The sequence below is a fragment of the Streptomyces sp. NPDC048142 genome (genome assembly GCF_043202835.1).
Classification (GTDB): domain Bacteria; phylum Actinomycetota; class Actinomycetes; order Streptomycetales; family Streptomycetaceae; genus Streptomyces.
Genome location: NZ_JBIDBC010000027.1, coordinates 70579 through 89894, shown reverse-complemented (window position 1 = coordinate 89894; position 19316 = coordinate 70579). Strand labels below are relative to the sequence as shown.

19 protein-coding genes are annotated in these 19316 nt (G+C 72.5%); 13 read left to right on the top strand and 6 right to left on the bottom strand.

Annotated features, from left to right (window positions below; genetic code table 11):
• Positions 1–26: 26 nt before the first annotated feature.
• Both ACGF2Y_RS28005 and ACGF2Y_RS28000 read right to left on the bottom strand, forming a co-directional pair.
• The gene (locus ACGF2Y_RS28005; protein ID WP_003969641.1) at positions 27–308 is read right to left on the bottom strand and encodes an Lrp/AsnC family transcriptional regulator; all 282 of its coding nucleotides are present in this window, start codon (positions 306–308) and stop codon (positions 27–29) included.
• Positions 305–1054 (bottom strand): rhomboid family intramembrane serine protease, encoded by a 750-nt coding sequence (locus ACGF2Y_RS28000; protein WP_392952919.1) that lies wholly within the window; start codon positions 1052–1054, stop codon positions 305–307. Before ACGF2Y_RS28000 ends, ACGF2Y_RS28005 begins: the two co-directional genes overlap by 4 nt.
• A 193-nt stretch (positions 1055–1247) precedes the next feature.
• On the opposite strand from ACGF2Y_RS28000, the gene ACGF2Y_RS27995 reads away from it, so the two are divergent.
• From ACGF2Y_RS27995 to ACGF2Y_RS27975, 5 genes are all read left to right on the top strand, one after another.
• The gene (locus tag ACGF2Y_RS27995; RefSeq protein ID WP_015608051.1) at positions 1248–1490 is read left to right on the top strand and encodes a hypothetical protein; all 243 of its coding nucleotides are present in this window, start codon (positions 1248–1250) and stop codon (positions 1488–1490) included.
• A gap of 38 nt (positions 1491–1528) precedes the next feature.
• Positions 1529–2890 carry an NYN domain-containing protein gene (locus tag ACGF2Y_RS27990; protein ID WP_392952916.1) on the top strand — a complete coding sequence of 454 codons (1362 nt, stop codon included), beginning with the start codon at positions 1529–1531 and terminating at the stop codon, positions 2888–2890.
• A gap of 291 nt (positions 2891–3181) precedes the next feature.
• Positions 3182–4207: an NlpC/P60 family protein gene (locus ACGF2Y_RS27985; protein ID WP_392952913.1), complete on the top strand. Its 1026-nt coding sequence runs from the start codon at positions 3182–3184 to the stop codon at positions 4205–4207.
• Between the two features lie 270 nt (positions 4208–4477).
• On the top strand, positions 4478–5506 hold the full coding sequence (locus tag ACGF2Y_RS27980; RefSeq protein WP_392952910.1) for an NlpC/P60 family protein: 1029 nt from the start codon (positions 4478–4480) through the stop codon (positions 5504–5506).
• A gap of 16 nt (positions 5507–5522) precedes the next feature.
• The gene (locus ACGF2Y_RS27975) at positions 5523–6779 is read left to right on the top strand and encodes a hypothetical protein (RefSeq protein WP_392952907.1); all 1257 of its coding nucleotides are present in this window, start codon (positions 5523–5525) and stop codon (positions 6777–6779) included.
• On the opposite strand, the gene ACGF2Y_RS27970 is transcribed toward ACGF2Y_RS27975, so the two are convergent.
• Positions 6755–8005: a glycosyltransferase 87 family protein gene (locus tag ACGF2Y_RS27970; RefSeq protein ID WP_392952904.1), complete on the bottom strand. Its 1251-nt coding sequence runs from the start codon at positions 8003–8005 to the stop codon at positions 6755–6757. The two genes, ACGF2Y_RS27975 and ACGF2Y_RS27970, sit on opposite strands and share 25 nt — an antisense overlap.
• 124 nt (positions 8006–8129) lie before the next feature.
• Between ACGF2Y_RS27970 and ACGF2Y_RS27965 the strand changes: the two genes are divergently transcribed.
• Positions 8130–9272 carry a glycosyltransferase family 4 protein gene (locus tag ACGF2Y_RS27965; protein ID WP_392952902.1) on the top strand — a complete coding sequence of 381 codons (1143 nt, stop codon included), beginning with the start codon at positions 8130–8132 and terminating at the stop codon, positions 9270–9272.
• Positions 9273–9341: 69 nt separating this feature from the next.
• Here ACGF2Y_RS27965 and ACGF2Y_RS27960 read toward each other — a convergent pair whose 3' ends face one another.
• A complete protein-coding gene (locus tag ACGF2Y_RS27960) occupies positions 9342–11138 on the bottom strand; it encodes an AMP-dependent synthetase/ligase (protein ID WP_392952899.1) in 1797 nt (598 codons plus the stop codon).
• Positions 11139–11577: 439 nt separating this feature from the next.
• Here ACGF2Y_RS27960 and ACGF2Y_RS27955 point away from each other — a divergent pair, with 439 nt between their 5' ends.
• From ACGF2Y_RS27955 to ACGF2Y_RS27930, 6 genes are all read left to right on the top strand, one after another.
• On the top strand, positions 11578–12384 hold the full coding sequence (locus ACGF2Y_RS27955; protein WP_392952896.1) for a metallophosphoesterase: 807 nt from the start codon (positions 11578–11580) through the stop codon (positions 12382–12384).
• Between the two features lie 109 nt (positions 12385–12493).
• A complete protein-coding gene (locus ACGF2Y_RS27950) occupies positions 12494–12943 on the top strand; it encodes an SRPBCC family protein (protein ID WP_392952893.1) in 450 nt (149 codons plus the stop codon).
• A 5-nt stretch (positions 12944–12948) separates the two neighbouring features.
• The gene (locus ACGF2Y_RS27945) at positions 12949–14160 is read left to right on the top strand and encodes an ArsA family ATPase (protein WP_392952892.1); all 1212 of its coding nucleotides are present in this window, start codon (positions 12949–12951) and stop codon (positions 14158–14160) included.
• Between the two features lie 81 nt (positions 14161–14241).
• The gene (locus ACGF2Y_RS27940) at positions 14242–14724 is read left to right on the top strand and encodes a DUF5304 domain-containing protein (RefSeq protein ID WP_392952889.1); all 483 of its coding nucleotides are present in this window, start codon (positions 14242–14244) and stop codon (positions 14722–14724) included.
• 120 nt (positions 14725–14844) lie between these two features.
• Positions 14845–15786: an ROK family glucokinase gene (locus tag ACGF2Y_RS27935; RefSeq protein WP_392952887.1), complete on the top strand. Its 942-nt coding sequence runs from the start codon at positions 14845–14847 to the stop codon at positions 15784–15786.
• Positions 15787–16063: 277 nt separating this feature from the next.
• Positions 16064–16867: an endonuclease/exonuclease/phosphatase family protein gene (locus ACGF2Y_RS27930; RefSeq protein WP_392952885.1), complete on the top strand. Its 804-nt coding sequence runs from the start codon at positions 16064–16066 to the stop codon at positions 16865–16867.
• Here ACGF2Y_RS27930 and ACGF2Y_RS27925 read toward each other — a convergent pair.
• A complete protein-coding gene (locus ACGF2Y_RS27925) occupies positions 16834–17529 on the bottom strand; it encodes a hypothetical protein (RefSeq protein ID WP_392952882.1) in 696 nt (231 codons plus the stop codon). The two genes, ACGF2Y_RS27930 and ACGF2Y_RS27925, sit on opposite strands and share 34 nt — an antisense overlap.
• Positions 17522–18301, bottom strand: coding sequence for an alpha/beta hydrolase (locus ACGF2Y_RS27920; protein ID WP_392952881.1), 780 nt, complete (start codon positions 18299–18301; stop codon positions 17522–17524). The genes ACGF2Y_RS27925 and ACGF2Y_RS27920 overlap by 8 nt, the downstream gene beginning before the upstream one ends.
• 227 nt (positions 18302–18528) lie before the next feature.
• On the opposite strand from ACGF2Y_RS27920, the gene ACGF2Y_RS27915 reads away from it, so the two are divergent.
• On the top strand, positions 18529–19299 hold the full coding sequence (locus ACGF2Y_RS27915) for a lysophospholipid acyltransferase family protein (RefSeq protein WP_392952879.1): 771 nt from the start codon (positions 18529–18531) through the stop codon (positions 19297–19299).
• Positions 19300–19316 lie beyond the last annotated feature (17 nt).

Sequence of the window (19316 nt, the reverse complement as noted above, 5' to 3'; positions counted from 1 at the left end):
CCGGCCGGGGTGCGTCGCCGGTGCGCCTACGCGTCGAGGCCGATGGCGAAGGCCGCTTCCAGGTCGTGCTGGGAGTATGTACGGAACGCCACGTGGGTGTCGGTGCCCTCGACGCCCGGGATCTTGCTGATCCGGCCGGGGATGACATCGGCGAGGTCGTCGTGCCTGGCGACCCGGACCATGGCGATCAGGTCGTAGGTGCCGGTGACGGAGAAGACCTCGCTGACGCTGTCCAGCGCGGCGATGGCCTCGGCGATCTCCGGAATCCGGTCCACGCTGGTCTTGATGAGCACGATCGCGGTGATCACGGCTGGCTGTCTCCCTCGGTGGCTGGAACCTTCACTCTAGTCCCACCCCGGTAACGCCCCCAGGCGTAGAGGAATCCGACGGCGAACCCGGCCACATGCGCCAGATACGCCACCCCGGGCCCGCTGCCCGCCCCCTGCGCCGCCGCCCACTGGAGGGCGAACCAGAAGACCAGCACGATCCAGGCGGGGAAGCGCAGCGGCAGGAAGAAGAGGAACGGGAACAGGCTGGTCACCCGGGCCCTGGGGAAGAGGTGGAGGAACGCGCCGAGCACCGCGGAGATCGCCCCCGACGCCCCGACCAGCGTCTGCCCGGAGTCCGCGTGCGCCGCCGCGTAGCAGGCCAGCGCCACATAGCCGCAGCCCACATAGAACAGGGCGAACCGCACCCGGCCCATGCGTTCCTCGGCCATCGCGCCGAACACGTACAGGAACAGCAGGTTCCCCAGCAGGTGCAGCCAGCTGCCGTGCACGAACAGCGCGGTGAACGGGGTGATCAGCGCAGGTGCGGAGCCCTCCCACAGCTCGGCGGGGATCACCCCCCACCGCTCGAAGTAAGCGGCCTGCGCGGCGAGCAGCGCGTCCTCGCTCCGGTGGGCGGCGCCACCGAACCCGGAGAGCGGGCTGATCAGGAAGATCACCCCGCAGACGCCGATCAGTCCGTACGTGACCGGGGCACCGCCCGGCGCCGCCGCGTCCCGGATTCTCCCGGCCGTGGTCCGCCGGTCGGCCTGCCGCCACTCGATCATGTACAGAGCATGACGTACCGGTGGAGAACGGGATGGAGCGCCTCGCCGTGCCGGGGCCCATACGCGAGGCCGTAGGGTTACGCCAGGACTTCCGCAGTTCGACGGTGCACCGCGAGATCCTTGACGTAGACAGGTGGAGTCGCGGCGGCGCGCCCGGCGCGGGCTCCCGGAGACGACGAAAGAGGACGCAACGATGACGACGGTTCCCCTGCCGACCGACGGGACCCGCTGGCGCTGCACGCTGTGCGGCAATCTCACGCGCTTCGACGTGACCCGCTCCTCCAAGGTCGTGGAGTACGTGCACCTAGACCTGGCCGGTGAGTCGAGTGTCGAGGAGCGGGAGGTCGTCAGTGAGACCATCGAGTCGGTCCGCTGTCGTTGGTGCAACGCGGTGGACCAGATCGAACTGGTGGACAGGCCGGGTGCCGCCTCCTGAGGGAGCGCATCCATCACACATCTATGAGGTGACGGACGGTGGATCAGCCGACCAGCGGCGCCGGACCGGCCGACGCGGCCGACGGCGGTGCAGAGGCGCTCGGCCGTCCGCTGCCCGAGGGTGTGCGACGGCGGGTCGTCGCGCTGGTCTCGGACGCCTTCGGCGGACTGACCGTCGCCGAACTGCCCGCCCAGCTACGGCAGTACGCCCGGTTCACCCCGACCAGGCGGGCCAAGTTCGCGGGGAACGCGATGGCCGCCGCGCTGGAGAGCGACGCCCTCTTCCGGCGGCGGATCGGTGAGCGGCTGGCCCAGTCCCAGCCCGAGCTGACCGGCGCCCTGGAGGCGGGTTCGCCGCCCGCCGCCGCCGATCCCCTCGACGTCGCCGCGGCCGCCTACGTGCTGCGCCCGACCGGCTGGGTCAAGCTGGTCGAGTCGGCCGGCGAGGAGGTCCAGCGCGCCGACGCGGAACGGGCGGACGAGCAGACCCGGCGCGAACTGGAGCACCTGCGCGAGGAGCTGGCGCGGGCCCGCGCCCACACCCGTACCGAGACCGAGCGGCTGCGCACCGAGCTGGAGGCGGCCCGCAAGGAGGCCGAGTCGCTGCACCGCAAGCTGCGCAGCGCGCTCAGCGAGGTGAAGCGCGGCGAGGCCGCCCTGCGCCGCAGCGCCGCCGAGGCCGACACCGTACGCGCCGAGTCGGCCGCCCAGCTCTCCGCGGTGGAGGGCGAGTCGCGCCGGCTCAAGGGGCGGCTGGGGGAGGCCGAGGCGGCCCTGGAGGCGAGCCGCCGGGCCGCCCGCGAGGGCCGCTCGGTGGAGGACATGCGGCTGCGGCTGCTCCTGGACACCGTGCTGGAAGCGGCCTCGGGGCTGCGGCGGGAGCTGGCTCTTCCCCCGGCGACGACGCATCCCGCCGACACCGTGGACGCGGTGGAGCCGGGCCGGATGTCACCCAAGGACATTGCCGCCAGGGCCCTTTCGGAGACCGATCCGGCGCTTCTCGACCAGCTGCTGGCGCTGCCGCAGGCCCATCTCATCGTGGACGGCTACAACGTCACCAAGACCGGCTATCCGCAGATGCCGCTGGAGAAGCAGCGGTTGCGGCTGCTGGGCGGTCTCTCCGTGCTCGCGGCGCAGACCGGCGCGGAGATGACCTGTGTGTTCGACGGGGCCGAACTGGCCGCCCCGGTGCTACTGGCCCCGCCGCGGGGCGTGCGGGTGCTGTTCAGCAAGGCCGGGGTCACGGCGGACGAGCTGATCCGTCAACTGGCCCGCGCGGAACCGCCGGGGCGGCCCGTGGTGGTCGTCTCCACCGACCGTGAGGTGGCGGACGGCGTGGCGAAGGCCGGGGCGAGACCGGTCGCGTCCGTCTTGCTCCTCAAGCGCCTTTCGCGCGTCTAGAGGGATATGCGCGGCATGTGTGGCATGCCGGATTTCTGGGAACGTACCGTCAAGTCGCCACTACACGCGGTGGGGTGAGAGTAAAGAAGTGCCTGGTGTGACGAGAAAATTCCTGTGAGGATTTGAACTGATCACAAGATGGTCACTAGGGTCAGGCCTCGAACCTTCGCACGGTTGATCACCCATTGGGGGTGACGGCGAAGGAACCGCCGAGTCCGTCATGTGCGCGGAGCCGGGGAATCTTTCCCCACAGCCCGGTAGGCGGCTCTGAGGAAGAAGGAGCTCGTCTCCGTGGCGTCCCACCGTCGTCCCAAGCAGCCGAGCCGCGCCCGCGTGACCGTGATCACCGCGACCGCCGCCGCAGCAGTGGCCCTGACCTCCCAGGCCGCCCAGGCCGACCCCCAGCCGAAGAAGAGCGAAGTCAAGGCGAAGGTCGACAAGCTCTACCACGAGGCCGAGGCGGCCACCGAGAAGTACAACGGGGCCAAGGAGCAGCAGGACCAGCTCAAGAAGCAGGTCGACGCGATCCAGGACAAGGTCGCCCGCGGTCAGGACGACCTCAACACCCTGCGCGGCGAACTCGGTTCGATCGCCACCGCCCAGTACCGCTCCGGCGGCATCGACCCCTCGGTGGCCCTCTTCCTCGCCTCGGACCCGGACAGCTTCCTCGACCAGGCCTCCGCGCTCGACCAGCTGACGGCCAAGCAGGCGGAGTCGCTGCAGAAGATCCAGGCCAAGCAGCGCACCCTCGCCCAGCAGCGCAAGGAAGCCCAGGACAAGCTCGGCGACCTCGCCGAGGTCCGCAAGGCGCTCGCCGAGAACAAGAAGAAGTACCAGGGCAAGCTGGCCGACGCCCAGCGGCTGCTCAACACGCTGACCCAGGCCGAGCGCGCCAAGATGCAGAAGGACGAGCAGCGCGCCAGCCGCGCCGCCGGAGACCGGGTCTCACTCGGCAACGAGGCCCCCGCGTCCGGCCGCGGAGCCGCCGCGCTGAGCGCCGCCGCCACGCAGATCGGCAAGCCGTACGTCTCCGGCGGCTCGGGCCCCAACTCCTACGACTGCTCCGGGCTGACCCAGTGGGCCTTCGCCCAGGCCGGCGTCTCCATCACCCGGACCACGTACACCCAGCAGAACGACGGCCAGCGGATCGGCCGCAGCCAGCTCAAGCCGGGCGACCTGGTCTTCTTCAACGGCCTGTCGCACGTCGGCTTCTACGCCGGCAACAACCAGATCCTGCACGCCCCGAAGCCGGGCGCCTTCGTCCGCTACGAGTCGATGGACTACATGGGCACCTTCCAGTTCGGCGTCCGCATCTGACGCCACGGCGCGCCCACAGCACGCCACGGCGCGGCACGCCCGAACGAGGGAATCGCCGCGCATCACGCTGACGCCCCGCCCCGCCGGAGACCGAGGTCACCGGCGGGGCGGCGGCGTTGGGACCCCCATCCGCGACCGGCGCGGTCCTTGGTCGGTGCGTAGTCGTCCGATTACTGTCTGGCTGCTGTGCAGCTCCCCGGTCTCCGTCCGCCCGCCCGGGGCGGCAGGGGCTGCGCACTACCGCGTCAGCGGAAGGGAGTGCGGCTACCTGTGGTGTCCCATCGCCGTTCCACACAGTCCGGCTTCAACAGAGGCGTCCGGGTCACGGTCATCTCGGCGGCTGCCGCCACCGCGGCGGCCACGCTGACCGGGGCCCCGGCGAGCGCCGACCCGAAGGACACCCGGGAGACCGCCAAGGCCGCCGTCGACCGCCTCTACGGGGAGGCCGAGCAGGCCACCGAGCGGTTCAACGAGGCCGGGGAGCGCGTGGACCGGCTGCGCGGCGAGGCGCACCGCGCCCAGGACGCCACGGCCAGGGGCCAGGAGCGCGTCAACCGGATGCGCGACGCGCTCGGCGCGATGGCGGGCGCCCAGTACCGCACCGGCTCCATCGACCCGGCGCTCGCGCTGCTGCTCTCCGCCGACCCGGACACCTACCTGGAGCGGGCCGCCGCCCTCGACCGGGCCGGCGCCCGCCAGGCGATGACCCTGGACAAGCTGCGGCACGCCCAGCGCAAGATCGCCCAGACCCGTGCCGAGGCCACCCGCGCCCTGACCGAACTGGAGCGCAACCGGGCCGCCGTCACCCGCCACAAGCGCGCCGTCGAGGGCAAGCTCCGCGAGGCCCGCCGGCTGCTCGACTCGCTGCCGCCCGAGGAACGCGCCTCCTTCGACCGGGTCTCCCGCAGCGGCCGCGAAGGGCTGCCCGACCTCTCCGGCGTCGCCCCGGGCTCCGGCCGCGCGATGTCCGCCGTGGCCGCCGCCCACCAGGCGCTCGGCAGACCCTACGTCTGGGGCGCCAACGGGCCCTCCGGATTCGACTGCTCCGGCCTGATGCAGTGGGCCTACGCCAAGGCCGGGGTGAGCCTGCCCCGCACCTCCCAGGCCCAGCGCCACGCGGGCCGCATGGTGCCGCTCTCCCAGGCGCTCCCCGGTGACCTGGTCGCCTACCGCGCGGACGCCAGCCACATCGGCATGTACGTCGGCAACGGCCAGGTCATCCACGCCCCCTACCCGGGCGCCCCGGTCCGCTACGATCCGGTCGGCATGATGCCCGTCTCCTCGGTCACCCGGATCTGACCGTACGATCGGCAGGGTGGCCGTACCAGGACGTGACGCGCGCGGGGGAGGCCCCAGGTGGCGGCGGTGTGCGGCGGGCCCGCTGCTCGCCGCGCTCCTGACCGCGTCCGCCTGCACGGCCCCCGCCGCCCCGGACACCTTCCTCACCGCCGGCGCCCTCGACGCCACCCTGGAGAGCCGCGCGGCGGCCGTCCTCGCCCGCGACCCGGCGGGCTACCTCGACGCCCTCGCCCCGGACGCCGCGAAGCTGCGGGCCGCCCAGCGCACCGAGCTGGACCGGCTCGCCGACGTGCCCCTGAAGTCCTGGACCTACGACGTCAAGGGCATCACCGAGCAGGACGGGCAGTGGGCCACCGCCGAGGTGGAGCTGCGCTACCGGATCGCCCGGTACGACACCGCCCCGGTCGCCACCCGCCGCGTCCTGGAGCTGATGCGGGACGGCGAGCGCTGGTACATCACCGCCGACCGGCCCGCCAAGGGCGCCGCACGGCAGCTGTGGCAGCAGGGGGACGTGGTGGTCGTCGAGGGCGCGCACAGCATCGTCCTGGGCGTCGGGCGGCCCGAGAGCGAGCTGCGCCAGGTCGCCGACACCGTGGACCTCGCCGTACCGGCCGTCTCGGACGCCTGGCCGAGGCCCTGGAGCCGCCGGGTGGTGGTCCTCGTCCCGGACTCCGTCGAGGACATGGCGGGGCTGCTGGGCTCGAAGGAGGCCGACTACCGGGGCATCGCCGCCGTCACCACCGGCGAGGTCGGCGGCACCGGCAAGCGCCCGGCCATCGCCGACCGGGTGATCGTCAACCCGCAGGCGTACGCCACTCTGGGCAGTTTCGGGCAGCGGATCGTCCTGACCCACGAGACGACCCATGTCGCCACCCGGACCAGCACCTCCACGGCCACCCCGGTCTGGCTCTCCGAGGGCTTCGCCGACTGGGCCGCCTACCGGGGCGAGGACCGCGCCGCCGACACGATCGCCCCCGAACTGGCCGACGCCGTCCGCGGCGGCGAGACCCCCGCCGGCCTCCCCACCGACCCGGACTTCGGCTTCGACGGCGACCCCGTGAAGCTCGCCAGGGCCTACGAAGGCGGCTGGCTGGCCTGCGAGCTGATCGCGGAGCGGTGGGGCAAGGAGAAGCTGATCGCCTTCTACGAGACCGTCGGAGCGCACGACGGGCGGGACGGGGCGGTGGAGCAGGCGCTGACCGCGGTACTCGACACCACCCCCGACCAGTTCACCGCCGACTGGCGCGACTACCTCGCCACCCGGCTCGGCTGACCCCCGTCCGCCTCCAGGACCCTCGCCACCCCGCCCCGCGCCCCCGGCACCGTCGACCGCCACAGCCGCCGCGCCGCGATCAGCGAGGCCGCCACCAGCAGCCCGTTCCGTACGAGCAGGAGCGTCACCCCCCACGCGTCGCTCGCCACCACATGGCCGAAGCCGATCGGGAACTCCAGCAGCGTCACCCCCGCCGCCACCAGCACCAGGACCGCCGGGAGCGTCATCCTGGCCCCCCGGAACGTCAGGCATACCGCCGCGAGCCCGACCAGCCACACCACGTACTGCGGGCTGATCACCCGGCTGGTGACCGTGAACAGCAGCACCGCCGTGAACGCCGCCTCGGCCGGGGTCTGCGCCGCGAACGACCGCGCCCGCAGCCGCCACAGCACCAGCCAGCCCAGCGCCAGGGCCCCGAGCCCCAGCGCCAGCGTCGACACCAGCTCGACCTGCGGACCGAGGAACTCCAGCGAGCCGTAGCGCAGCTCCACCCGGCCCTCCCAGCCGAACCGCCGCGCCACATGGAAGACCAGCGCCCCCAGCGACTCGACCTCGGTGCCCCGGTCCCGCTGGAAGGCCAGGAACGCGAACGCCCCCGGCATCCACAGCGCGAACGCCGCCGCGAGACCCACCGACGTCAGCGCCGCCGACGCCCAGGCCGCCCGCGTCGGACGCCCCTTCCGCACCCCCACCAGCAGCAGCACCGGCCACCCCTTCAGCAGCGCCCCGAACGCGGCCAGCGCCCCCAGCGCACGGGGGCGGCGCACCCCCGCCAGCAGCGCCGCCACCGCGACGGCCGTCACCATCAGGTCGTACCGGGCGTAGACCGTCGGCCCCAGCGACGGCACCCCCACGATCCATACCCACGCACCCGCCGCACGTATCCCCGGCCGTCGGCCCGCGTACAGCAGCAGCCCCAGCACCAGCGCGTCACAGAGCAGTACGAGGACGAAGAACGCCGCCGCGTACTCCAGGAACGGCAGCAGGGCCGGGGAGAGGATCGCCAGGGCCGCCCCGGGCGGGTACTGCCAGGTGACGTCGTCCAGCGGATACGTGCCGGTCAGCAGGACCTCGTACCAGCTCCGGTAGATCACCGACACGTCCACCGTGACGTCCGGGCCGGGCACCGTGAACACCTTGAACACGCAGGCCAGCAGCCAGGCCCGGGTCAGCGCCCACACCGCGTACGGCCACGGGCCGGTGCCGGTGGGTCCTCGTCCCGTCATCGCCGTCCCGTCGTCGCCCGCCGCCCCAGGGGGCGTCCTGTCCTGCCGGATTCCCGGCGGCCCATGATGCCGCCGGCAGACGGCGTCAGCGGTGAAGCGCGGCCGTTCGGTACTGTCGGCGGCGATGGACAAGACCTTGATCGTGACCAACGACTTCCCGCCCCGCCCCGGTGGCATCCAGGCGTTCCTGCACAACATGGCGCTGCGCCTGGATCCCGACCGGGTCGTCGTCTACGCCTCCACCTGGAAGCGCGGCGAGGAGGGCGCGGCGGCCACCGCCGCCTTCGACGCCGAGCAGCCGTTCACCGTGGTCCGCGACCGGACGACGATGCTGCTGCCGACCCCGCGCGTCACCCGCCGGGCCACCGCCCTGCTGCGCGAACACGGCTGCACCTCCGTCTGGTTCGGCGCGGCCGCCCCGCTCGGCCTGATGGCCCCGGCGCTGCGCCGGGCCGGCGCCCGACGGCTCGTCGCCACCACCCACGGGCACGAGGCCGGCTGGGCTCAACTGCCCGCCTCCCGGCAGCTGTTGCGCCGGATCGGGGAGGGCACGGACACGATCACCTATCTCGGTGAGTACACCCGCTCCCGGATCGCCGGGGCCCTCACCCCCGAGGCCGCCGGGCGGATGGTCCAACTGCCGCCCGGCGTGGACGAGAAGACCTTCGCCCCGTTCTCCGGCGGGGACCGGGTCCGGGCCCGCCTCGGGCTCTCCGACCGCCCGGTGGTCGTCTGCGTATCGCGCCTGGTGCCGCGCAAGGGCCAGGACACGCTGATCCTGGCCATGCCCGCGATCCTCGCCCGGATCCCGGACGCGGTACTCCTGATCGTCGGCGGCGGCCCGTACGCCGAGGACCTGAAGCGCCTCGCGGCTCAGACCGGGGTCCAGGACTCGGTGCGCTTCACCGGACCCGTGCCCTGGGCCGAGCTGCCCGCGCACTACGGCGCCGGGGACGTCTTCGCGATGCCGTGCCGCACCCGGCGCGGCGGCCTCGACGTGGAGGGCCTCGGGATCGTCTACCTGGAGGCGTCGGCGACCGGGCTGCCCGTGGTGGCCGGCGACTCGGGCGGCGCCCCGGACGCGGTGCTCGACGGCGAGACCGGGTGGGTGGTGCGCGGCGGCAGCGCCGAGGAGTCGGCGGACCGGATCGTGACGCTGCTCGGCGACCCGGAGCTGCGGCAGCGGATGGGGGAGCGGGGCCGGGCCTGGGTCGAGGAGAAGTGGCGCTGGGACCTGCTGGCGGAGAAGCTCAAGACCCTGCTGTGAGACGGCCGTGCGACGAAGGGGCCCGCGCCTGATCACCAGGCGCGGGCCCCTCCGTACACGTGACACCGCTCAGGTGCGGTAGATCGACTCCACCTCGTCCGCGAAGTCCTTCGCCACCACGTTCCGCTTCAGCTTCAGCGACGGCGTGATGTGGCCCGCCTCCTCGGTGAACTGGGCGGGCAGGATACGGAACTTGCGGACCGACTCGGCCTTGGACACCGCCGCGTTGCCGTCGTCCACCGCCCGCTGCACCTCGGCCAGCAGCTCCGCGTCCTCGCGCAGCGACAGGACCGTCGAGCCGGCCGGTTTGCCGTGCTCCTCGGCCCAGCGGCCCAGGAACTCCTCGTCCAGGGTGACCAGCGCGCCGACGAACGGGCGGCCGTCGCCGACCACCATGCACTCGGCGACCAGGGCGTGCGCGCGGATGCGGTCCTCGATGACGGCCGGCGCGACGTTCTTGCCGCCCGCCGTCACGATGATCTCCTTCTTGCGGCCGGTGATCGAGAGGTAGCCGTCCTCGTCGAGCGTGCCGATGTCCCCGGTGTGGAACCAGCCGTCGGCGAGCGCATCGGCCGAGGCCGACTCGTTCTGCCAGTAACCGGTGAACAGGTGATCGCCGTGCACCAGCACCTCGCCGTCGTCGGCGATCCGCACCACGGATCCGGGCAGCGGCTGGCCGACCGTGCCGATCTTCTGCCGGTCCCACGGGTTGAAGGCGGTCGCCGCGCACGACTCGGTCAGGCCGTAGCCCTCCAGGACCGTGAAGCCGATGCCCCGGAAGAAGTGGCCGAGCCGCTCACCGAGCGGAGCGCCGCCGGAGATCGCGAACTCGCCCCGGCCGCCGAGCACCGCGCGCAGCTTCCCGAAGACCAGCTTGTCGAAGAGCTTGTGCTTGAGCTTCAGCCCCAGCGAGGGGCCACCCGGGGTGCTCAGCGCCCGGCTGTAGGCGATCGCCGTGTCGGCGGCCCGGTCGAAGATCTTGCCCTTGCCGTCCGCCTGCGCCTTCGCGCGGGCCGCGTTGTAGACCTTCTCGAAGACCCGGGGCACGCCCAGGATCAGCGTCGGCCGGAACGAGGCCAGCTCGTCGGTGAGGTTCTTGATGTCGGGGACGCAGCCGAGCTTGATCGGGGCCATCACCGAGGCCACCTCGACCAGCCGGCCGAAGACGTGCGCGGCGGGCAGGAACAGCAGCACCGAGCACTCGCCCGTACGGAAGAGGGGCTTCAGCCGCTCCACCACGTTGCCGCACTCCGCGAAGAAGCTGCGGTGGGTGAGCACACAGCCCTTGGGGCGGCCCGTGGTGCCCGAGGTGTAGACGATCGTCGCCGGGTCGTCCGCCTTGGCACTGCGCGTCCGCAGGTCCATGGTCTCCTCCGAGACCTCGGCCCCCGCCTCGCCCAGCGCCTCCACGGCGCCCGCGTCGATCTGCCAGACGTGCGCGAGATCCGGCAGCGCGTCCCGTACGGAGGCCACGGAAGCGGCGTGCGCGTCGCTCTCCACGAGCACCGCCACCGCCCCGGAGTCACCGAGGATCCACTGCACCTGCTCGGCGGAGCTGGTCTCGTACACCGGCACGGTCACCGCGCCCGCGCTCCAGATCGCGAAGTCCAGCAGCACCCACTCGAAACGGGTGCGCGACATCAGGGCGACCCGGTCACCGGGCTGCACGCCCGAGGCGATCAGCCCTTTGGCGGCGGCTCTCACCTCGGCCAGGAACCGGGTGGCACTGACGTCCGTCCAGACGCCGGCCACCTTGCGGCTCATCACCGCGACATCGGGATGCTGAGCGGCATTGCGGCGGATGAGATCCGTCAGGTTACCGTCCGTCGGGACCTCGTACAGGGCCGGAAGGCTGAACTCGCGCAAGACTGCTGCTCCTCATCGGGCTCCGGTGCCACGGCTCTGTGTGACGCACCGGCTGCGGTCCAAGAATGGCGGGTGCTCAGTGGGGTGAGCACGACTGGACTGCCCGGACGTTACCCACCGGTACTCGGTTCCGGATAGGGGGTTCCGGCCAGATGTCTTATGCATCACACATATAGGACCCACCGGCGATTGGGGGGCGGCGTCGCGGGGCTGGGCACGCGCATCTGCGGCGTTGTCGTCAATCACCATGGCTCCGCCATGCCTCAATCCTCCGCCTTGCAGCTGCACGCACCCAGCCCCGCTCCTTCTCCCACCCCCCAATCGCCGGTGGGTCCAAATGGCCCTTCACGCACAGTAGTCCACTGCCGTCACGACGTGGAGGTATCCGCAGGTCCGGACGGTCTACCCAGCGACGGAACGGGCACTCTAGGGTGATCCCATGCGAGGCAGCGAACCGGACGGCCGGGATCCGGCCGCAAGGCCGACCCGGATTCACGTGGTCAGCGACGTGCACGGCAACACCGAGGCCCTGGCCCGCGCCGGAGACGGCGCCGACGCGCTGATCTGCCTCGGCGACCTGGTGCTCTTCCTCGACTACGCCGACCACTCGCGCGGCATCTTCCCCGACCTGTTCGGCAAGAAGAACGCCGACCGCATCGTCGCCCTGCGCACCGACCGCCGCTACGACGAGGCCCGCGCCTTCGGCCGCGAGCTGTGGGCGGGCCGCGACCGCAACACCGAGATCCTCGGCGCGGTGCGCAAGCAGTACGCCGAACTCTTCGCGGCCTTCCCCACCCCGACGTACGCCACCTACGGCAATGTCGACGTCCCCGACCTCTGGCCCGAGTACGCCCGCCCCGGCACCACCGTGCTGGACGGCGAACGCGTCGAGATCGGCGGCCGGGTCTTCGGCTTCGTCGGCGGCGGCCTCAAGACCCCGATGAACACCCCGTACGAGATCAGCGACGAGGAGTACGCCGCCAAGGTCGAGGCGCTCGGCCCGGTCGACGTCCTGTGCTCGCACATCCCGCCCGAGGTCCCCGAGCTGACGTACGACACCGTCGCCCGCCGCTTCGAACGCGGCAGCCGCGCCCTGCTGGAGGCGATCCGCACCACCCGCCCCCGGTACGCGCTTTTCGGCCATGTTCACCAGCCGTTGGTCCGCCGGATGCGGATCGGGACCACCGAGTGCGTCAACGTCGGCCACTTCGCCTCGACCGGAACACCCTGGGCGCTGAGCTGGTGACCGGGGACAGCCGGGCCGTGGACCGGAGCGCTCCGGGCACGCGATAGCCTGCACAGCGGCAGGCTCCTGCCGAACGCGACCGGTAACACCGCACTGGAGGGCCACGGCGATGGCTGAACACACCAGCTCGAGCATCACGATCGAGGCGACGCCGGCCGACGTCATGGGCGTGATCGCCGACTTCACCCGCTACCCGGAGTGGACCGGCGAGGTCAAGGAGGCCGAGGTCCTCTCCACCGACGACCAGGGCCGCGCCGAGCAGGTCCGCCTCGTCCTGGACGCCGGAGCGATCAAGGACGACCACGTCCTCACCTACACCTGGACCGGCGAGAACGAAGTCAGCTGGAGCCTCGTCAAGTCGCAGATGCTGCGCTCCCTGGACGGCACCTACGCCCTCACCCCGCTCGGCGGCGGCGAGCGCACCGAGGTCACCTACCGGCTCGCCGTCGACGTCAAGATCCCGCTGCTCGGCATGATCAAGCGCAAGGCCGAGAAGGTCATCATCGACCGCGCCCTCGCCGGTCTGAAGAAGCGCGTCGAGTCCGCACCGGGGACCTGACAGCCGTGCGTACGGTCCTGGTCACCGGCCCCGGCGGCGCGGGCCGCAGCACCGTCGCCGCGGCCACCGCCCTGGCCGCCGCGGCGAACGGCGGCCGCACCCTCCTGATCTCCGCCGAGGCCATACCCGGCTTCCCGGCCGCCACGGAACCCACCCGGGTCACCGGCCTTCTCGACCACGCACGCATCGACTCCGGCGAGCACTTCCGCGCCGAACTCACCGAGCTCCAGAAGCGCGCCTCCGGCGTCCTGGACCTGCTCGGCGCCGGCCGGCTCGACGGCGAGGAGCTCACCGAACTCCCCGGCTCCCCGCAGCTCGCCCTGCTGCACACGCTGCGCCGGGCCGCCGAGGGCGACTGGTCCGGCTACGACACCCTCGTCGTCGACCTCCCGCCGCTCACCGAAGCCCTCGCCCTCCTCGCCCTGCCGGAACAGCTGCGCCGCTACCTGCGCCGGCTGCTCCCCGCCGAACGCCAGGCCGCCCGCGCCCTGCGCCCGGTCCTCGCCCAGCTCGCCGGGGTTCCGATGCCCGCGCAGTGGCTGTACGAGGCCGCCGCCCGCAAGGACGCCGAGCTGGCCGCCGTCCAGGCCCTGATCGAGGACGGATCCACCACGCTCCGGCTGGTCGCGGAGCCGGGCCCCGCCGCCGAGGACGCCCTGCGCACCGCCCGTACCGGCCTCGCCCTGCACGGACTGCGCGCCGACCTGCTCATCGCCTCCCGCGTGCTGCCCCGGCACTCGTCCGACCCCTGGTTCGCCGCACTCGCCGCCCAGCAGGAGAAGTGCCTGGACCACTGGCATCAGGACGTGGCCCCGGACGTCCCCGTGCACGAGGCCGCCCACCTGGGCCGCGACCCGCAGGGGCCGGACGACCTGGCCGCGCTGGAGGTCCCCGCCCCCGACGACCGGACGCCCGGCCGGGCACCGGACCCCTGGTGGACCGAGGAGGAGCAGGACGCCGAGGGCGGGGGCACCACCCTCACCTGGTGTCTGCCGCTGCCCGGGGCCGCCAAGGAGGACCTGCGCCTGGTCCGCCGGGGCGACGAACTGCTCCTGACCGTCGGCCCCTTCCACCGGATCGTGCGGATCGCCTCCGCGCTGCGCCGCTGCACCGTCTCCGGCGCTGCGCTGGCCGACGGGGTACTGCGGGTGAGGTTCACACCGGATCCGGCTCTGTGGCCGCGCACCTCCGGCAGCGATGCGGGGCCGTTCGGGTAACGTCGGTAGTACGTCCATCGCAGGACGAAGTACGTGCATCGCAGGCCGACCGTCGGCCGCCCCGCTTCGCAGGAGTCCGCCATGAGTGAAGCCACCGATCGTCCCGTCGACGGCGACGCGTGGGCCGACGCCTGCGCCGAGGACCTCGCGGCCGAGAAGGCCCGCCGCCGGGCCGCGTACGGCGACCGGCCCGGATCCGCCGCCGAGGAACTGCGCAAGCTGGTCGACGCGGTCGCCGACAAGGTGTCCTCGCTCCAGACCCCGCTGCTGGGCGCCGCCGCCCAGGGCGCGGTCCAGCAGGCCGTCCGGCAGGCGAAGTCCGCCGTCGAACCGGTCATCGAACGCAACCCGGAATTCTTCGACCACCTCGCCGCCGCGGGCAACGAGCTGCTGGCCGCCTACCGCTCCGCGGTCGAGGGCCAGGAGAGCCGCTGGACCCGCACCACCGAGGGCGCGTCGGGCGCGAGCAGCGCCGCCGGCGCCTCCTCGAAGAAGGCCGCCGACGACCCGTCCGACCCCCGGGACGAGGGCCCCTCCGGCACCGAACGCATCGACCTGGACTGACCGGACGCATCGGCCGGGACCGGGAGGACACGACGGCCGGGACCGACCGGCCCCGGCCGGGCCGGGCCACGCCTCGGGTACGGTTGCCCCTAGCGGGGCTCGACCGAAACTGAGGGATTCATGGGACTCACCATCGGCGTCGATATCGGCGGCACGAAGATCGCGGCTGGAGTGGTCGACGAAGAGGGCCGGATCCTCTCGACGTTCAAGGTGGCGACCCCGCCGACGGCCGAAGGCATCGTCGACGCGATCTGCGCGGCGGTGGCCGGGGCGAGCGAGGGACACGAGGTGGAGGCCGTCGGCATCGGCGCCGCCGGTTACGTCGACGACAAGCGCGCCACCGTGCTGTTCGCACCGAACATCGACTGGCGTCACGAACCGCTCAAGGACAAGGTCGAGAAGCGTATCGGCCTGCCCGTCGTCGTCGAGAACGACGCCAACGCGGCGGCCTGGGGCGAGTATCGCTTCGGGGCCGGCCAGGGGCACGACGACGTCATCTGCATCACGCTCGGCACCGGGCTCGGCGGCGGCATCATCATCGGCAACAAGCTGCGCCGCGGACGCTTCGGCGTGGCCGCCGAGTTCGGCCACATCCGGGTCGTCCCGGACGGTCTGCTGTGCGGCTGCGGCAGCCAGGGCTGCTGGGAGCAGTACGCCTCCGGCCGCGCCCTCGTCCGGTACGCGAAGCAGCGCGCCAACGCCACCCCCGAGAACGCCGCCGTGCTGCTCGGCCTCGGCGACGGCACGGTGGAGGGCATCGAGGGCAAGCACATCAGCGAGGCCGCCCGCCAGGGCGACGCGGTGGCCATCGACTCGTTCCGCGAGCTGGCCCGCTGGGCCGGCGCCGGACTGGCCGACCTCGCCTCGCTGTTCGACCCGTCCGCGTTCATCGTCGGCGGCGGCGTCTCGGACGAGGGCGAGCTCGTCCTCGACCCGATCCGCAAGTCGTTCCGGCGCTGGCTGATCGGCGGCCAGTGGCGCCCGCACGCCCAGGTGCTGGCCGCCCAACTCGGCGGCAAGGCAGGGCTCGTGGGCGCGGCGGACCTGGCCCGCCAGGGCTAGGGTGTGCCCGGCGGATCTTGACCGGGTCCACGACGCCTGGCACGGCACCTCGCGGCGTTGCCGAAACGTCCGAATCGCTCCGCGATGAGGACGCTCCAGCGCCTTGCGATGCACCGCACCAGACGCCGCGGCCTATCCGGCCCTGATCCGCCGGACACACCCTGGGGGGGTGCCCGGCCCTGATCCGCCGGACACCCCCAGCACCTTCGTACGGCGTACCGCACGCCCGTCGCCGCCCTCCGGGGCAGCGGCGGGCGTCCGTCGTATCGTGACCCGCATGGTCCTGACGCCACTGCCCGACTCCCGTACTGAGCCGGACGGTTCAGCCGTGATCCGGGTGCTGAGCTACAACGTCCGGTCGATGCACGACGACACCGCCGCGCTGGCCCGGGTCATCCGCGCCTGCGCGCCCGATCTGGTCCTCGTCCAGGAGGCCCCGCGCTTCTTCCGCTGGCGCAAGGCCGCGGCCAGGCTCGCGAGGACCAGCGGTCTGGTGGTGCTGAGCGGCGGGGCCACCGCCGCCGGGCCGCTGCTGCTGTGCTCGCTGCGGGTGGCCGTCGAGCGTACCGAGGACGTCCTGCTGCCGCTCACCCCCGGTCTGCACCGCAGGGGCTTCGCCACCGCCGTGGTGCGGATCGCCGGGACCCGGCTCGGGGTGCTGAGCTGTCATCTGAGCCTCCAGCGCGACGAGCGCCTCGCCCAGGCGGATCTGCTGCTGGAACGGCTGGCGGCGATGGGCGTGGAGCACGCGGTGGCGGGCGGCGACCTCAACGACGTACCGACCGGGAAGGCGTTCCGGCACCTGTCCGGGAAGCTCCAGGACTGCCGGGCCGTCGCCCCGTGGGGCGGCGAGCTGACGTTCCCCCCGGAGGAGCCGCGCAAGCGCATCGACGCGCTGTTCGCGACCCCGGGCATCGAGGTGCTCGGCTGCGGCGTGCCGACCGGGCTGGACGGCGTGAGCGGGGAAGACCTGAGGGCGGCCACGGACCATCTGCCGGTCCTGGCCGCCCTCGGAGTCCCCGCCGGACGCACGGCCGGGGACTCCCCCTACACGACCGCGCCGCGCCCCGGGTCGCCGTAGGTGTCGTCATCGTCGTCGTGCGGCATCCGGGCCACCAGGGTGGCGAAGCCGCCGAGGAAGCCGCCGATGCAGAGCGTGGTGAGCCACCACGTCATCTCCCACCGGAGCAGCACCGCGACGAGCATCAGGACCGGCCCGCCGATCACCGCGAGCCAGGCGAACTTCGCCGTGACGTCGGCCTCCGGCAGCGGCGGCGGCTCCGGAGGCACGAAGTGGCCCTCCTCGCCGTCGTCCGGCACATCGATGCCGTCGTCCTTGGACGCGGGCAGCTTGTAGTCCCGCGGACCGGCGACGCCGGGCGCGAAGACCACCGAACTGCCCAGCGGCTTCGTCTCCGGGGGCTTCGGGGGCGTCTTGCCGGACCCCTTGTCCGCCGGGTCCCCTGTGGTGCCGTCCTTCGGCCCCACCACATTGCGCTGGTCGTCCTCCAGCAGGGCCAGGTCCTCGACGGACTTGAACGGCTTGGCGCCCGGCGGATCCGGCGGCTCCTCCCCGTACCCCGCGACGATCGCGGCCCACGCCGCGTCCTCGTCGACCGCCCGCTCCTGCTCCGCTTTCCCGTCCCCGGCCGGCCTCGTCCCCTCGGGGACGGCCGCGGGCTCCGTGGGGCGCGGTTCACGCCCCTCGTCGCCGCCTGTGCGTTCCGCGTCGTGCTCAGCCACCGGACGTGCTCCCCTTCTTCCCGACGCTCGGTGCGAGACGGCCGATGAACCGGTAGCTCTCATCGAAGATCCGCTCCGCATCGTGGTCCAACGTCGCCACGTGGTAGCTCTGTTCCAACAGGATCTCCGAGACGTCCGTGGAGGAGATCCGGCTCAGGATCCGCGCGCTGTCCGCGGGCGGCACGACATGGTCCTGCGGGCTGTGCAGCAGCACCACCGGCTGGGTCACCTGGGGCAGCTCCCCGTCGACCAGCCGGAAGAACTTCCGCACCGAGTGCGCGGCGTGCAGCGGCACCTTGTCGTAGCCCACCTCGTGCGCGTCCGGGAGCGCGATGTCGTCGGCCAGGCCCTTGGTCGTCCGCACCAGATGACGGGCGAGCGGCAGCGCGTACGCGGAGAGGCCGTGCACCTTGTTGGCCGGGTTGACCAGAACCAGACCGCTGATCGCGTCCCCGTGCTTGGCCGCGAGACGCAGGCTCAGGGCACCGCCCATGGACAGGCCGAAGACGAAGACCTGCTCGCACTTCTCCCGCAGGACCCGCAGCTCCCGGTCGACCTCGGCGTACCAGTCCTGCCAGCCGGTGATCGCCATGTCCTCCCAGCGGGTGCCGTGGCCCGGCAGCAACGGCAGCGAGACCGTCAGCCCGCGCTCGGCGAGATACTCCGCCCAGGGGCGCAGCGACTGCGGTGATCCGGTGAAGCCATGACAGAGGAGGACGCCGACCTCTCCGCCCTCGTGGCGGAACGGCTCGGCTCCAGGGAGGACCGGCACCAGGGTCTCCTGTTCGTGGGACGGGTCGGGGGCGGGCGGGCACCTGGGGGAGTGCTTGACGGATGACTTCACCGTACGCGACCGGACCGACACCGACCAGGGCCGTCACGTCCCCCGGGGCCCTCCCGGCACGGCCCGTCCGGGGAGGTCGTCGTCCCAGGCCGGGCAGAGGCCGCGACGACCTCACAGGTTAAGGTCTGACCGACAGCACACAGGAGGCACCAGAGTTGATCTACGGCGCAATGAAGTTCTCCATCGGCGGGTCCCTGAAGCTCGCCTTCCGGCCGTGGGTGGAGGGCCTGGAGAACATCCCCGAGCGCGGTCCGGCGATCCTCGCGAGCAACCACCTGTCGTTCTCCGACTCGTTCTTCCTCCCGACCGTGCTGGACCGCAAGGTCACCTTCATCGCCAAGGCCGAGTACTTCACCGCCCCCGGGGTCAAGGGCAGGCTCACCGCCGCCTTCTTCAAGGGCGTCGGCCAGCTCCCCGTCGACCGCTCCGGAGCCCGCGGCGCGGGCGAGGCGGCGATCAGGGCGGGCATCCAGGTCATCGAGAGCGGCGGCCTCTTCGGTATCTACCCCGAAGGCACCCGCTCGCCCGACGGCCGCCTCTACCGGGGCAAGCCCGGCGGACTGGCCCGGGTCGCGCTGGCCACCGGGGCGCCGGTCATTCCGGTCGCCATGATCGACACCGAGAAGATCCAGCCGCCCGGCCAGGTGATGCCCAAGCTGATGCGCCCCGGCATCCGGATCGGCAAGCCGCTGGACTTCAGCCGCTACCAGGGCATGGACGGCGACCGCTTCATCCTGCGTTCGGTGACCGACGAGGTCATGTACGAGATCATGAAGCTCTCCGGCCAGGAGTACGTGGACATCTACGCCACCGCCGCGAAGCGCCGGATCGCCGACGAGGCGAAGGCCAGGGCGGAGGAGGCCAAGCGCGCTCAGAAGCAGGCCGCCGCGGGCAACGAGGACGGAACGGAACGGTCCGGCGCGTAACCGCGTCGTTCACCGTC

What these genes read in the sequence shown, in the direction of transcription:
- ACGF2Y_RS28000 (WP_392952919.1), bottom strand. Translation starts at nt 1,054, where the DNA reads ATGATCGAGTGGCGGCAGGCCGACCGGCGGACCACGGCCGGGAGAATC.
- ACGF2Y_RS27995 (WP_015608051.1), top strand. Translation starts at nt 1,248, where the DNA reads ATGACGACGGTTCCCCTGCCGACCGACGGGACCCGCTGGCGCTGCACG.
- ACGF2Y_RS27970 (WP_392952904.1), bottom strand. Translation starts at nt 8,005, where the DNA reads ATGACGGGACGAGGACCCACCGGCACCGGCCCGTGGCCGTACGCGGTG.
- ACGF2Y_RS27965 (WP_392952902.1), top strand. Translation starts at nt 8,130, where the DNA reads ATGGACAAGACCTTGATCGTGACCAACGACTTCCCGCCCCGCCCCGGT.
- ACGF2Y_RS27955 (WP_392952896.1), top strand. Translation starts at nt 11,578, where the DNA reads ATGCGAGGCAGCGAACCGGACGGCCGGGATCCGGCCGCAAGGCCGACC.
- ACGF2Y_RS27950 (WP_392952893.1), top strand. Translation starts at nt 12,494, where the DNA reads ATGGCTGAACACACCAGCTCGAGCATCACGATCGAGGCGACGCCGGCC.
- ACGF2Y_RS27940 (WP_392952889.1), top strand. Translation starts at nt 14,242, where the DNA reads ATGAGTGAAGCCACCGATCGTCCCGTCGACGGCGACGCGTGGGCCGAC.
- ACGF2Y_RS27935 (WP_392952887.1), top strand. Translation starts at nt 14,845, where the DNA reads ATGGGACTCACCATCGGCGTCGATATCGGCGGCACGAAGATCGCGGCT.
- ACGF2Y_RS27930 (WP_392952885.1), top strand. Translation starts at nt 16,064, where the DNA reads ATGGTCCTGACGCCACTGCCCGACTCCCGTACTGAGCCGGACGGTTCA.